Below are 13659 nucleotides of genomic sequence, written 5' to 3' on the forward strand. Positions count from 1 at the left end.
TCAGCGCACCCTCCCCCGCGCCTTCAGCGGCAGCGGTGGAAGCTCAGGAGCCAGCAGCGGGCCGCCGTCGTAGCCCTTCACCTCGCCGAAGCGGGTGCCCTCCATCCAGTCCTTGCGGGCCTGTTCGATCTCCGCCTGGGTACGGCCGACGAAGTTCCACCACATGAGCAGCTCCTCCTCGAAGGGTTCACCGCCCAGCAGCATCAGGCCGGCGTCCGAGCGCGCCCGTAGGGGAAGTTCGGTGCGTCCGCAGCCGAGGTAGAGCATCGAGCCCGGGAGCACCGGGACTCCATCCACCACCGCCTCTCCCGACATGGAGAGCACCGCGTACTCGAAGTCGGGGTTCAACGGCAGGTTCAGGTCCGCGCCGTGGGTGAGGGTGAGGTCAGCGCCGACGATCGGGGTGTAGGTCGTACCGGGCGAAGTCGCGCCGTCGAGGGCGCCGAGGATGACGGTGGCCGTGAGGCCTGGTGCGGTGACCGTCGGGAGAGCCGTGTGGTGCTGGAAGTGTGGTTCCACATGCCGGTGGGTGTCAGGGAGCGCCACCCACAGTTGTGCGCCGTGCAGGAAGCGGGCGTGGGATCGGGGGCTTTCCTCGGAGTGGCTGATCGCCCGGCCGGAGGTCATCAGACCGAGTTCCCGTGGGCGGATCGTCGCGAGGCTGCCGGTGCTGTCGCGGTGCAGTACCTCGCCCTCATGGAGCCAGCTGACGGTTTGGAGTCCCATATGGGGATGGGGTGGGACCTGCATTCCAGGCTCGTTCGCGATGTCATCGGGGCCGTAGTGGTCGACGAAGGCCCAGGCGCCGACCATCCGGCGGCCGAGATTGGGTAGCAGTCGACGCACCTCGGTGGATTCGCCGAGTTGGACACGGCGCGGACTGAGGAGTTCACGTACCGGCTCGGAGACGACGAACCCGCGACCGCCGCAGACGGAGGGGGCGGCCTGACGATCGAGATTGCTCATGGCGCTCAACCTATTCCTGTGCGGGTGGGAGCGGTCAGCCCCCACACCCCAAACAATAGTGGAATATTCAACTACCATTGCTCCGTTCAAGCCATCAGCAGCGGATGACACCAGACTCCAAGGAGGAGAACCAGTGAGCGAGACCTACTTCGAGTTCGGCACTGCCGCCGAGCAGTGGGACCGTGCGCAGATGTTCTTCGACGCCAAGGAGTACCAGACCTCGGCCCGGATCCTGCGCGGCCTCGTCGCCGAGGCCCCGGAGCAGATCGCCCAGCGACTGCTGCTGGCGCGCTCCTACTACCACTCCGCACAGCTCGGCCGGGCCGAGGCGGAGCTGCGAGCGATCGTGGAGCTGAACCCGGTGGAGCACTACGCCCGGCTGATGCTGGGCCGCACCCTGGAGCGCCAGGGCCGGGCCGCCGAGGCGGCTCCCCACCTGCGGATGGCCGCCGCGATGAGCGGGGAGTGAGCGTCCGCCGCCGTTGAACCCCTCAACCGGGAATCCATCGAAAGGGTCCCCGCGGAGCGGGTCGGGAGGTTAAGGAACGATCGTTCTTGACTGATTGTTCCTTAACCTCCTATGGTTGTGCCATGGGACGACCTAGGGGATTCGACGAGGCCGCAGTGGTGCAATCGGCGGCCGAGCTGTTCGCGGAACGGTCCTACGACGGCATCTCCATCGACGATCTCGTCACTCATCTGGGCCTGCACCGCAACAGTCTGTACAAGACCTTCGGCAGCAAACGCGGCCTCTATCTGGCCGCCCTGCGCTGGTCCCTGGACCAGGGTGTCACTCCCCTGGCCGATCGGATCGCCCATGCGCCGGACGCCGTCGAAGGGCTGCGCATCGCGCTGGCCGCCCCCGTCGGCGGGGCCGGTCTTGAACTGCTTCTCCTGGCCTCGGTCGAGCGGGCGCCGGTGGACACCGAGGTCGCCGAGATAGTCGACCGCGCCTTCGCGGCGCTCGACAGCGCCACCGCGGCGGCCATGGGGACCGATGGCCCCGCCCCACCACCCGGGGCGGCGGTCGCCCTCACCGCGCTCCTCCTCGGGCTTCGCCTACGGACCCGATCCGGCGATCCGGCGGCTGCTGACGCGGTCAACGACGCCTGCCCGCGCTGGCCGAGCGTCTTGCCCAGCGCGGCTAGACAGCCCTGACGAACCCTCACCCCAAGGAGCACAGATGGCCCGTGTCAGCATCGAAGCCGATCAGTTGATCGTGGAAATCGAGGGGCTCGGCAAGCTCTGGGCGCTCAAGAGCAGACTGGTCATACCGCTTGCTCATGTTCGCGGCGCGACTGCCGACCCCGGAATCGTCAAGGAGCCCAAGGGGCTGCGCTCCCCCGGTACCCATTTCCCCGGTGTGATCACCTCTGGGACCTACCGCACCAAGGAGGGACAAGTGTTCTGGGATGTCCGCGATGCCGCCAAGGTGATCGTCATCGAGCTGACCGACGAGCGGTACACCCGGCTCGTCCTTCAGGTCGCCGACCCGCGCACAACGGTCGCGCTGGTCGAAGCGGCCATCCCCACCCGGTGAGCTCCCGGGGCGGCGGCGGTCAGGGGCCCGCTGCCGGCAGCCGCGGCACGCTCGCCACCAGACGGGCCGTGTAGGGATGGCGGGGCGCGCCCAGTACCTCCGCGGTGGTTCCCTGTTCGACAATCCGGCCGTTCTCCAGAACGGCGGTCCGCTCACACAGCGAGGCCACCACCGAGAGGTCGTGCGAGACCATCACCAGGGTCAAGCCGTGTTCCTGCTTGAGCTCCTTGAGCAGGTCGACCACCTTGACGCGGGTGGTCACATCGAGGGCGCTGACCGGTTCATCGGCGAGCAGTACCCGCGGGCCGCACACCGTTGCCCGGGCGATGGCGATCCGCTGACGCTGCCCACCGGAGAACTCATGGGGGTACCGCTCCGCGGTATCGGCCGGCAGCCCGACCTGTTCCAGGGCCCTGGCCACTTTGGGAACCGCGGTCTGCCGGGTGTCCATACCGAGTGCGCGCAGCGGCTCGGAGACGATCTGTCCGACGCGTTGTCGCGGATCGAGCGATGAGTAGGGGTCCTGGAAGACGCACTGCACACTGCGCCGGAATCGCCGCATCACCTCACGGTCGCGCAGTTTCAGCTCTTCCCCGTCGAATCGGACGGCACCCGTGGTGGGCCGGGTGAGTCCAAGGAGCAGCCGCAACAGGGTTGTCTTACCCGCGCCGGACTCCCCTACGAGGGCAAGGCTCTGCCCGCTGTTGACCGTGAGGGCGATGTCCTCCACAACAGGTGCGGTACGCCCCCGGTAGGCGAAGGAGACCTGCTGCAACTCCAGTACGGGTGTCATCGCCCACTCCTTTGGACCAGCGCCGATTCCAACTGCCGCGCGCTGTCCACCAACGTCTTGGTGTACTGCTCGCGCGGGGCGTTCACGATGTCCCGTACGGCCCCCTCCTCCACCGCCCGCCCGTCCTTCAGCACCAGAACGCGCTCGGCGACCTTCGCCACCACCGCGAGGTCATGACTGACGAAGAGGACGGCCATCTCCCGTTCCCGTACCAGGGCATCGAGGAGGTCCAGTAGTTCCGACTGGACGGTGACATCGAGCGCGGTGGTCGGTTCGTCGGCGATGAGCAGCCTGGGATCGCAGGCCAGCGCCATGGCCAGCGCGACGCGCTGTCGCTGTCCACCGGAGATCTCGTGGGGGAAGGCACGGGCGATGCGTTCGGGCTCGGGCAGCCGTACCTGCTCCAGGGCAGCGGTGACCGCGCGCTTGAGTGCCGTGCCCTTCAGGCCTCGCCTTCGGCCGAGCGGTTCGGCGATCTGCCGGCCGACGCGCATCAGCGGATCGAGCGCGGTCAGCGGCTCCTGGAAGACGATGGCGGCGTCATGGCCCCGTACCCGGATGAGTTGCCGTTCGCTCGCCCCCACGATCTGGGTGTCGCCCAGTTCGATGCTGCCGCTCATGGTCATCCCCTCGGGCAGCAGACCGAGGACGGCGAGCGAGGTCAGCGACTTTCCAGAGCCTGATTCACCGATGAGGCCAAGGCGTTCGCCCGGGGCGAGACTCAGCGAGAGGTGGTCGACCAGGGTGCGCCCGTCCGCGGTGCGGATCACCAGATCACGGATGTCGAGGATGCTCATGCCCGCCTGCCTCGGGTTGTCGGGTCGAGGGTGTCCCGCAGTCCATCGGCTATCAGGTTCACACCGATGACCAGCAGAACGAGCAGGATGCCGGGTGCGAGCGCACCCGCCGGGGCCGTGGTGAAGGTGGCCTGGGCCTCTTGGAGCATCCGTCCCCATGAGGCATGGGGAGGGGGCGCGCCGAGGCCCAGATAGGAGAGTCCGGCTTCGGCGAGTACCGCGAGTCCGAACTGGAGGGCCAGATTCACCACGAGGGTCGGCCAGATGTTGGGCAGTACGTGGCCGGCCACGATCCTCGACCAGGAGGTACCCGACGTACGAGCGGCGGTGATGTAGTCCTGCGCCAGGACTCGTTTGACCAGGATGCGGACCAAGCGCCCCACCACCGCGCTCTGCGCAAGCCCGATGGCCAGCACGGCGGAGCTGAGGGTGGCTGAGCGTGCGGCGACGATCAGCATCGCGAGGAGCAGGGTCGGGAAGGCGATGAGGATGTCGAGGAACGCGGAGAGGGTGTCATCGAGCCAGCCCTGGGCGAAGGCCGCCAGTACTCCGAGCGTGACTCCGATGGTGGCCGCGATCAGGACCGACCCCAGCCCCGCCTGGACGGCGATCTGGGAGCCGTTCATCACCTGGGTGAACAGATCGCGGCCGAGTTTGTCGGTACCCAGCAGATGGTCGGCGCTGGGGGCGGTGAGCCGCCCGCCGGAGGTGTCATCGGCTGCGTACGGCAGCCAGAAGAACGAGACCAGTGCGAGCAGCCCGATCAGGCCGGCCAGCGCGCAGCCGACCAGCAGGGTGTACGAGCGCCGCCTGGATGATCGTTTCTGCGCTGTTGTGGAGCGGCCGATCGGGGCCGGTTTCCCGGTGGGTGACACCGTCGCCGCGGGGGTCTTCGTCGTCATCGGACACCTCCCGACAGTCCGGCCCGTAGCCGCGGGTCGATGATCCGTTGGATCAGGTCGGCCGCGAAGCCGATGATGAGCACGGCGAGTGTGGAGATGAAGAGCACGCCCTGGATCACCGGGTAGTCGTGCTGGGCGATGCCGGTCGCCAGCATCGAGCCGAGCCCGGGCAGGGCGAACACCGACTCCACGACCACCGCGCCCAGCAGGGTCGACGCGAGCTCGATACCGAGGATGGAGATCACCGGTACCGAGGCGTTGCGCATTCCATGGCGCCACATGGCCTGTCCGAAGGACGATCCCAGGGCCCGCGCGGTCCGCAGATAGTCGCTGTCCAGGACATCGAGCGTGGCCGATCGGACATAGCGGATCAGAGAGGCGCTCATCACCAGGGCGATGGTGACCACGGGGAGCACCAGGGAGCGGGATGCCTCACCCGGCTGTGCCCAGCCGTCCGGCGGGAAACTCCCGGCCGGGAGCCAGCGGGCGTTCAGCGCGAACACCGCGATCAAGATCATGCCGAGCCAGAACACCGGGATCGCGATGCCGAGTTGGGAGATCCCGCTGAGCAGCGCGCCGTACCAGGTACGTCGGCGGTACGCGGCCACGAAGCCGGCCGGCACGGCGATCAGGACGGCCAGCGCAAAGGCGGCGGCGGTGAGCGGAAGGGTCACATTGAGTCGTGCGCTGACCTCGGGGCCAACGGGCAGTGAGCTGATGAAGGAGGTGCCGAGGTCGCCGCGGACCAACTGCCCGATCCAGTGGGCGAACTGCTCGGGTAGTGGTTTGTCGGAGCCGATGGACTCCCGGGCAGCCGCGATCTGCTCCGCTGACGCGCCCACCGAGGTGAGCGCGTTGGCCGGGTCTCCGGGCAGCATCCTCAGCAGCACGAACAGCACGACGCTCGCCAGTGCGAGGGATACCAGCAGAAAGGCGAAGCGGCGCAGGAGATAGCGCGCCATCAGCCCTTCTTGATGTCGTAGGCGTAGAACTGCGAGTTCAGGCCGTTGAGGGGGTAGCCGGAGAGCTTGCTGCTGGCCACGACGATCTGCGGGTACAGATAGAGCCAGTCGCTGGCCGCGTCCTCGGCGGTCTTGCGGTTGACCTTCTTGAGCAGTTCCGTCTGCTCGGCCGCGGTGGAGGACTGCTCGGCCTGCTCGACCCACTGGGTGACCTGGGGGTCGTTGTAGCCCCAGTAGAAGTCGGGGTTGCCGTACCAGACCAGGTCGCGGTCGTTGACGTGCTCCTGGAGGGTGGCCTCGAAGCCGCGGTTCTTGTAGACCTTGGTGTACCACTCGTCCGGCGTGATGGTGTTGATCTTGACCGTGATGCCGACCTTGGCCAGTTGTGAGGTGATGAAGGTCGCGGCGGTCGGGTGCGGGTCGTAGTTCGGGGTGTCGAGGGTGAAACTGAAGCCCTTGGGGTACCCGGCCTCGCCGAGCAGCTTCTTGGCGCGCTCGGTGTCATAGGTGTCGATCGCCGTCAGGTCCTCGTACCACGGGTCGGTGGGCGGCACCATCGAGCCGATGAGCTTGCCGTGTCCGCCCCAGACGGACTCCAGCAGCTTCTTGTCGTCGATGGCCGCGGAGACGGCCTGACGCACCTTGGCGTCGGTGAAGGGCTTGACCTTGTCGTTGAAGGCCAGCAGGAGCTTGGTGGTGGAGTTGCCCTCGTTGACCTTGTAGTTCTGGTTGTTCTTGAACTGGTCCAGGGCGTCGGGCGACTGCTCGCTGGTGACCACGTCAACGGCGTTGGTCAGCAGCGCGTTGTTCAGTGCGTTGGCGTCCTTGAAGTAACGGAACACAACCTGCTTGTTGCTGGCCGCGTCGCCCCAGTAGCCGGAGAACCGGTCCAGGCTGAGGGCGGAGCCGCGGGTCCATTTGTTGAGCTTGTACGGGCCGGTGCCGTCCTCGCTCGTCTTGAGTTCCCTCGCCTCGGAGTTGATGATCCAGACGTAGGACAGGTTGTAGATGAAGGAGATCGACTTCTTCGACAGCTTGACCTGCACCGTGCGCGGGTCGGGCGTCGCGATGGACTGGATGACTTCGAGGTTGCTCTTGCGCGCGGACTGTGAGTCCTTGGCGATCACCTTCTCCAGGCTGTACTTGACGTCCTGGCTGGTCAGCTTCTTTCCGCTGTGGAAGGTGACCTTGTCCCGCAGGGTGAAGGTGTAGGTGAGCCCATCGGGGCTGACCTTGTGGTCCTCGGCGAGCAGCTTGTCGACCTTGCCGTCGTCGGTGAGTCGGAACAGCCCTTCGTACACATTGCCGTTGAGCGCCTCGGTGACACCCTGGCCGCCGCCGGCGGTGTTGTCGAGGTTCTGCGGCTCGTAGAGGGAGCCGATGTTGACGGTGGCGTCGGGGTCGTGGCCGCCGCCGGACGAGCTGCCGGTGGTGGTACCGCCGCCGCAGGCGCTGAGGGTCAGGGCGAGGGTGGCGGCCGTGGCGGTGGCGTACAGGGCTGACTTCTTGATGCTCATGGCAGTGAGGGCGCTTTCGTGCTGCGGTGCGGACGGGGGCTGGAGTGATCAGTACTGCTGGGGCTCGCCGCCGCGGAGGACGGGGCGCTTCTCGCCGGCCTGGATCGGCAGGTGGAAGCGGTTCTGCCGCGGCGGCATCGGACAGTTGTACTGATCGGAGAATCCGCAGGGCGGCACGAAGGCCCGGTTGAAGTCGAGACGGACGGTGCCCTCGCCGGTATGGGTGACAAAGAGGAAACGCCCGGCCCCGTAGGTGGTGTCACCGTTGGTGGGGTCGCCGAAGACCAGGAGCAGGACACCGTTGTCATCGAAGGCGTTGAGCAGGTAGTCCCGCCCGTCCACCGTGAGCGCTATGTCGCCCGGGACAACGAGGTCTCGGGTTCCCCCATTGTCTCGAATATGCTCGAATCCAACTTTGCGGGCACCGGGGATCGGGGTGTAGCGGGCATCCAGCACCCAAGCCGGGTCATAGGGGAACACATCAATGCGCTCAAAGTCCTGGATCGCCGAGGAGTGAGCGTCCCAGAAGCGCAGGGCGCGCTCGGGCTCGCCGGTGATCAGGTCGGTGCGCTCGACCGTGGTGACGCTCACGCCCCGGGGCTGTCCGCTGCGCGCCGCTTCCAGATCGGGGTGCTCCCCGCGCGGCAGCCATCGGGTCTCCACCAGTGCGAGGTTCCCGGTGGCGGAAGTGACGGAACGCCGCCGCTCGACACACCACGCCTCCCACTCCCCCACGGGGTCAAGGGTCGGCTGATCAAGAACCACGGGGTAGGACACGGCATGACTCATTCGCGTAGACGATTCGACAACCATCACGCCGAAATGTCACATGGCGTGAAGTTCAACCCAAAGCTCGCTCTTTATCTGCCATAAGTCGAACTAATGTCAAGTTATGACACATAGCGAGATGACGGCATGGATTCACTGACAGTCGGCTGAAATCGTTCATGATCAGATCGCCCGGCGCCGGCGGATCGGTCACCGCATGTCGCGGAACCACAGCGGTCCGCGAGGTCGGACTCATAGAGTGCTGGATATGAGACGGCATGTGGCATTCGACCAACTGCGCAACTTCCGCGACCTGGGCGGCTATTACACCGCTGATGGACACACCGTCCGATGGGGCCGGCTCTATCGATCCGACTCCCTGGGCAAGCTCCAGGGCAGGGATCTCGCCCGATTCCAGGAGCTCGGCATACAGACGGTGATCGATCTGCGCTACCCCTGGGAGATAGCGGGCAAGGGTCGGATACCTCACATCGACGGCCTCACGTATCTCAACCTCAGCATCGAGCACCGCCCGTATGACCAGGCGGAGATCGATCCCACTCTCGACCCCTGGCGCTACCTCGCCGATCGCTACGCCGAGGTCGCCACCGATGGGGCCGGCGAGCTGCGTCAAGCGCTGGAGACCATCGCATCCGGCCAGCACCCCCTGGTGTTCCACTGCGCCTCGGGCAAGGATCGGACCGGGCTGCTGGCCGGTCTGGTGCTGGCTCTCCTGGAGGTGTCCGAGGAACAGATCATCGAGGACTTCGCACTGACCGAGCTGGCCACCGAGCAGCTGATCACCGACTGGAAGGCCGCCCATCCGGAGCGGGCACTGAACTGGCCGGGGTACGGGAGGGCGCCGGCGGAGATCATGCGCCTCTTCCTCGCCGACCTCAACGCCGAGTACGGCTCCGTACGCGCCTACGCGACCGACCGGCTCGGAGTCGACGACACACTGATCGACGCACTGCGCGGACAACTTCTCGACTGACGGCCCTGCGGCCTGCTCCTCGCTCAGGGGGAGCAGGTCCGCTGTCCGCGGGTGCGCCGGCCGCGTACGGGCGAACGCGGCGAGACGGTACCCGGGCCGATGTCGGCGGGCGCGGTCGTCCACTGGCCGCCACGGGTCCTATGAGAGACTGCTGACGCTGGCGGCTAGCCACAGTCCGGATGTGTGGCCCGACTGACAGTCATCCACCACTCGGACGTAACCGTGTTGGGTCCTCCCAGCAGTTGACTACGGCAATTCGAGTGGGGAATTTGATGACCGCAGTGCGTCTGACCACATCCATGGGCAACATCGTGCTCGAACTTGACGATGCAAAGGCACCGAAGTCGGTCGCCAACTTCTTGAGCTACCTCGAAAGCGGCCATTACACCGGCACCATCTTCCACCGGGTGATCAGCACCTTTATGGTCCAGGGTGGCGGTCTTGACACCAAGATGCGTCAGAAGCCCGCCCCGAAGACGGTGGAGAACGAGGCGCGCAACGGGCTGAAGAACGTCAAGTACAGCGTGGCCATGGCAAGGACCTCCGCGCCCCACTCGGCCAGTGCCCAGTTCTTCATCAATGTGAAGGACAACGGCTTCCTGGACTACCCGGGCCAGGACGGCTGGGGCTATGCCGTCTTCGGCCAGGTGGTGCAGGGTGAGGAGATCGTCGACAAGATCGCCCAGATCCCGACGAACGCGCAGGACGTTCCGCTGGAGCAGATCGTCATCGAGTCCGCCGAGGTCGTGACCGAGGGCGCCTGACCGCGTCCGGGGGCCGATGCCGCGCCGAGGAAGCCGCTGACGCTGCTCCAGCCGGCTGGTGGTGGATACGGTGGCCGATCCCCGACCGCCCCGGTGTCAGCGCGGGTGACACCGGGTGTTCAGGAGCGGTAGGCCCGCTCGAACCGCTACCCGGTCCGGCGTCTGACTCCGTCAGGGCCTGGGCGCCGGGTGCAGGAGATATCGACGTCCTTGAGGGCTGCCCGCTGTTCGGGCAGCCCTCGACGCATTCCCGGGGAGCATCGGCCCCGCTTCCGGTCAGCGCGCTGACCGGAAGCACCCGATCCGGGAGTACCCCTGCCGAACAGCCCCGGACACCCCGCTGAGGCCCGGCGCACCGTGATGCGTCCCGGTAGGGGCGATGTCAGCGCCGTCGCCCCAACGGAATCACCAGAGGTGTGTGGGAAACCGGGTCCTCGATGATCTGGCACGGAAGCCCGAAGACGTCCTCGACCAGCTCAGCGGTGACGATGTCCCCGGGCCGCCCGGTGGCGATCACCCGCCCGTCCCGCATCGCGATGATGTGGTCCGCGTACCGGCAGGCATGGTTGAGGTCGTGCAACACCGCGACCAGGGTGTGTCCGTCACGCACATTGAGGTCTCGACAAAGCTCCAGCAGTTCGATCTGGTGGGCGATGTCAAGGAACGTCGTCGGTTCGTCCAGCAGCAGCAGCGGGGTCTGCTGGGCCAGCACCATGGCGACCCAGACCCGCTGGCGCTGTCCGCCGGAGAGTTCGTCGACCAGCCGCCCGGACAGATCGGTGACTCCGGTGGCCTCCATCGCGTCGAGTACCGCTTGCTCGTCCGCTTCGGACCACTGGCGGAGCAGCTTCTGGTGCGGGTGCCGGCCCCGGGCTACGAGATCGGCCACGGTGATGCCGTCCGGTGCGACGGAGGTCTGCGGGAGCAGTCCCATCCGCCGCGCGACCTCCTTGGCGGGGTATGAGGAGATCGCGCGCCCGTCCAGGTGCACCGTGCCTGCGGTGGGCTTGAGCAGCCGCGACAGAGCACGGAGCAGGGTGGACTTGCCGCAGGCGTTGGGGCCGATGATGACGGTGAAGGAACCGTCGGGGATGTGGATGGACAGATCGGTGGAGATGGTCCGGGCGTCGTAGCCGAGCGTCAGGTTCTCGGCCCACAGTCGCTCGGTGCCGGTGTGATCGGGCCCGGTTGCTCTCGGTAGGGACAGCGAGCCGGCTTCGGCCTGGTGGATGGTCATCGCTCGGGGTCCGTTTCGTGCGGAAGACGCATGGAGTCGTGTCGTGTCGTTGCGGCGCCGTGTCGTTGCGGCGCGGTGGTGGTGCGGCGCCGTGGTGGTGCGGCGCCGTGGTGGTGCGGCGCCGTGGTGGTGCGGCGCCGTGGTGGTGCGGCGCCGTGGTGGTGCGGCGCCGTGGTGGTGCGGCGCCGTGGTGGTGCGGCGCCGTGGTGGTGCGGCGGTGGGAAGGGATGGTCATTGGCGCCTGGCCTCACCGAGCAGCAGCCAGATCAGATAGACCCCGCCGATGCTGACCGTCACCACACCGACCGGCAGTTGAATCGGCGCGAACGCCCGCTGGGCCAACCAGTCGCTGGTGACCAGCAGGGCGGCTCCCATCGCGGCCGACGGCAGCACCGAGACACCGGGAGAGCGGACGAGGCGACGCGCCAGTTGGGGTGCGGCCAGCGCGATGAAGGAGATGGGACCGGCCGCCGCGGTCACCAACGCGGTCAGGGCGACACCGGTGACGACCAGCGCGAGCCTGTTGGGCTCCACCCGCACACCGAGGCTACGGGCGGTGTCGTCCCCCATTTCGAGCATCCGCATCCGGTTGGCCAGAAACAGCACCACCGGCAGCAGCAGCGCCAGTACGACGGAGACCGGGCCGAGCTGCTCCCAGCTCAGCCCGTTCAGGGAACCGGCGCCCCAGACGGCCGCCGCCATGGCGGTCTCCAGGTCGGCCTTGAGGGTCATCCAGGTGTTGAAGGAAGCGAGCAGTGCGCTGATTCCAATGCCGACGATGATCAGACGGAATCCTTGGATGCCCCGCCGGTAGGCGAGCAGATACACCACGGCCGCCGTGACGACACCGCCCGCCATCGCACCCGCCGCCACCTGGTAGTAGCCGCCGTTCGCCAGCATGATGACGGCCAGGGCGCCGGTGTTGGCACCGGTGTTGAAGCCGATGATGTCGGGGCTGCCGAGCGGATTGCGGGTCAGCGACTGGAAGATGGCACCGCTGACGCCGAGCGCCGCGCCGCACAGGACGGCCAGCAGCACCCGGGGCAGTCGCCATTCGACGACGACCATGTGCACCTTGTGGGTGGCGTCCCCGAGCAGTGCCCGGATGACATCGGCGGTGGGGACGGTGTACTCGCCGGTGCCGAGGGTGAGCACGCCGATGGCCGAGGTGGCTGTCAGAAGCAGCAGACAGAGGGCAGTGGCGCGGGTGTCCAGGCGGAGCGAGAGCCGACCGCCGCGCAGGTCCTTGAGGCGCATCACCCGGATGGGGCGTCCGAAATCGACGGTGGAGCGACCCAGCCGGGTGCGTGCTCGGGTGGGTGCCCGCGGGGTTCGCTCGGGCTTGGTGGTCACATCCGTGGTCACAGTCCGCTCGCCTTCTGCTGTCGTACCAGCACGATGAGCACCGGTACGCCGACGAACGCGGTGACGATGCCGACCTGGAGTTCGCCCGGTCGCAGCACCAGCCGTCCGATGATGTCGGAGCTGAGCAGCAGAATCGGTGACAGGACAAGGGTGTAGGGCAGTATCCAGCGCTGGTCGGGGCCGACGATCCAGCGCGCGACGTGCGGGATCATCAGTCCGACGAAGGCGATGGGTCCCGCGACGGCCGTAGCGCCACCGCAGAGCAGGGTGAGTGCGACCAGGCTCAGCAGCCGGGTCCGGCCGATGTTGACGCCCAGGGCACGGGCGGTGTCGGTACCGAGGGCGACCGCGTTGAGCGGGCGGGCCAGGGTCAGCGCGAGGAACAGTCCCACGACCAGGAACGGTGTGATCCGCACGACGGTCCCCATGTCCTGTCCCGCGATGGAGCCCGCCGCCCAGAACCGCATCCGGTCGAAGGTCTCGGGGTCCAGCAGGGTGATGCCGGAACTGATGCCGCTGAGTACGGCGCCGGTCGCGACGCCGGCGAGGGTGAGGCGGATGGGGGTCGCGCCGCCGCGTCCCCGTGATCCGATCGCATACACGGCGACGGTGGCGAGGACCGCGCCGAGGAAGGCGAACCAGATGTACTGGCGCAGATCGGTGAGCCCCAGCAGGGCGATGGCCAGCACGGCCGCGAATCCCGCGCCGGCGTTGACGCCGAGGATTCCCGGGTCGGCGAGCGGGTTGCGGCTCAGTGCCTGGATGACCGCGCCCGCGACACCGAGGGCCATGCCGACCAGCAGGCCGAGCAGGGTACGGGGCAGCCGCAGATCGCGGATGATCACATGGTCGTTGGAGCCGTTGTAGTGGAAGAGTCCGTCCCACACGGTCCCCGGCGGAAGGTACTTGGAGCCCACGCCGACGCTCAGCAGCAGCATGGCGGTGAGCGCTGCCACGGCGACCAGGAGCCAGAGCGCGCGCCGGGCCGCGGTGGGTGCGACTGAGGGCCGCGGGCTCTCGCGAGCCGCGCGCGTACGGCCCTCGGTGGTCACAC

Annotated in this window: 15 protein-coding genes; 5 read left to right on the top strand and 10 right to left on the bottom strand. The window is 67.5% G+C overall.

Translation table 11 applies throughout. From position 1 onward, the window contains the following. Positions 1 to 966, bottom strand: a complete 966-nt coding sequence (locus NBG84_RS14485; protein ID WP_250919831.1) for a pirin family protein — start codon at positions 964 to 966, stop codon at positions 1 to 3. A 133-nt stretch (positions 967 to 1099) separates the two neighbouring features. Here NBG84_RS14485 and NBG84_RS14490 point away from each other — a divergent pair, with 133 nt between their 5' ends. The 3 genes from NBG84_RS14490 (at position 1100) to NBG84_RS14500 (ending at position 2506) form a co-directional block, all read left to right on the top strand. After that, positions 1100 to 1435, top strand: coding sequence for a tetratricopeptide repeat protein (locus NBG84_RS14490; RefSeq protein WP_250919832.1), 336 nt, complete (start codon positions 1100 to 1102; stop codon positions 1433 to 1435). Positions 1436 to 1557: 122 nt separating this feature from the next. After that, positions 1558 to 2124 carry a TetR/AcrR family transcriptional regulator gene (locus tag NBG84_RS14495; protein ID WP_250919833.1) on the top strand — a complete coding sequence of 189 codons (567 nt, stop codon included), beginning with the start codon at positions 1558 to 1560 and terminating at the stop codon, positions 2122 to 2124. 25 nt (positions 2125 to 2149) lie between these two features. Beyond that, the gene (locus NBG84_RS14500; RefSeq protein WP_250919834.1) at positions 2150 to 2506 is read left to right on the top strand and encodes a hypothetical protein; all 357 of its coding nucleotides are present in this window, start codon (positions 2150 to 2152) and stop codon (positions 2504 to 2506) included. Between the two features lie 19 nt (positions 2507 to 2525). On the opposite strand, the gene NBG84_RS14505 is transcribed toward NBG84_RS14500, so the two are convergent. From NBG84_RS14505 to NBG84_RS14530, 6 genes are read right to left on the bottom strand one after another with little or no spacing between them, the layout of a single operon-like run. Further along, positions 2526 to 3299: an ABC transporter ATP-binding protein gene (locus NBG84_RS14505; RefSeq protein WP_250919835.1), complete on the bottom strand. Its 774-nt coding sequence runs from the start codon at positions 3297 to 3299 to the stop codon at positions 2526 to 2528. Beyond that, a complete protein-coding gene (locus NBG84_RS14510; protein WP_250919836.1) occupies positions 3296 to 4096 on the bottom strand; it encodes an ATP-binding cassette domain-containing protein in 801 nt (266 codons plus the stop codon). Before NBG84_RS14510 ends, NBG84_RS14505 begins: the two co-directional genes overlap by 4 nt. Beyond that, positions 4093 to 4998 carry an ABC transporter permease gene (locus tag NBG84_RS14515; protein ID WP_250919837.1) on the bottom strand — a complete coding sequence of 302 codons (906 nt, stop codon included), beginning with the start codon at positions 4996 to 4998 and terminating at the stop codon, positions 4093 to 4095. The genes NBG84_RS14510 and NBG84_RS14515 overlap by 4 nt, the downstream gene beginning before the upstream one ends. Beyond that, positions 4995 to 5960, bottom strand: coding sequence for an ABC transporter permease (locus NBG84_RS14520; RefSeq protein WP_250919838.1), 966 nt, complete (start codon positions 5958 to 5960; stop codon positions 4995 to 4997). Before NBG84_RS14520 ends, NBG84_RS14515 begins: the two co-directional genes overlap by 4 nt. Then, positions 5960 to 7477, bottom strand: a complete 1518-nt coding sequence (locus tag NBG84_RS14525; RefSeq protein ID WP_250919839.1) for an ABC transporter substrate-binding protein — start codon at positions 7475 to 7477, stop codon at positions 5960 to 5962. Before NBG84_RS14525 ends, NBG84_RS14520 begins: the two co-directional genes overlap by 1 nt. 48 nt (positions 7478 to 7525) lie before the next feature. Then, positions 7526 to 8266, bottom strand: coding sequence for a DUF1684 domain-containing protein (locus NBG84_RS14530; protein WP_250919840.1), 741 nt, complete (start codon positions 8264 to 8266; stop codon positions 7526 to 7528). A 247-nt stretch (positions 8267 to 8513) separates the two neighbouring features. Here NBG84_RS14530 and NBG84_RS14535 point away from each other — a divergent pair, with 247 nt between their 5' ends. Then, positions 8514 to 9239 carry a tyrosine-protein phosphatase gene (locus tag NBG84_RS14535; RefSeq protein ID WP_250919841.1) on the top strand — a complete coding sequence of 242 codons (726 nt, stop codon included), beginning with the start codon at positions 8514 to 8516 and terminating at the stop codon, positions 9237 to 9239. 272 nt (positions 9240 to 9511) lie between these two features. Then, positions 9512 to 10003 (top strand): peptidylprolyl isomerase, encoded by a 492-nt coding sequence (locus NBG84_RS14540; protein WP_250919842.1) that lies wholly within the window; start codon positions 9512 to 9514, stop codon positions 10001 to 10003. 382 nt (positions 10004 to 10385) lie between these two features. On the opposite strand, the gene NBG84_RS14545 is transcribed toward NBG84_RS14540, so the two are convergent. From NBG84_RS14545 to NBG84_RS14555, 3 genes are all read right to left on the bottom strand, one after another. Further along, positions 10386 to 11240, bottom strand: coding sequence for an ABC transporter ATP-binding protein (locus NBG84_RS14545; RefSeq protein WP_250919843.1), 855 nt, complete (start codon positions 11238 to 11240; stop codon positions 10386 to 10388). Positions 11241 to 11471: 231 nt separating this feature from the next. After that, a complete protein-coding gene (gene fepG, locus NBG84_RS14550) occupies positions 11472 to 12605 on the bottom strand; it encodes an iron-enterobactin ABC transporter permease (RefSeq protein ID WP_425608637.1) in 1134 nt (377 codons plus the stop codon). Beyond that, a complete protein-coding gene (locus NBG84_RS14555; RefSeq protein WP_425608643.1) occupies positions 12602 to 13657 on the bottom strand; it encodes a Fe(3+)-siderophore ABC transporter permease in 1056 nt (351 codons plus the stop codon). The genes fepG and NBG84_RS14555 overlap by 4 nt, the downstream gene beginning before the upstream one ends. Positions 13658 to 13659: the final 2 nt, after the last annotated feature.

Origin of the sequence: Streptomyces albipurpureus, from assembly GCF_023701525.1 — a bacterium.
GTDB lineage: Bacteria > Actinomycetota > Actinomycetes > Streptomycetales > Streptomycetaceae > Streptomyces > Streptomyces albipurpureus.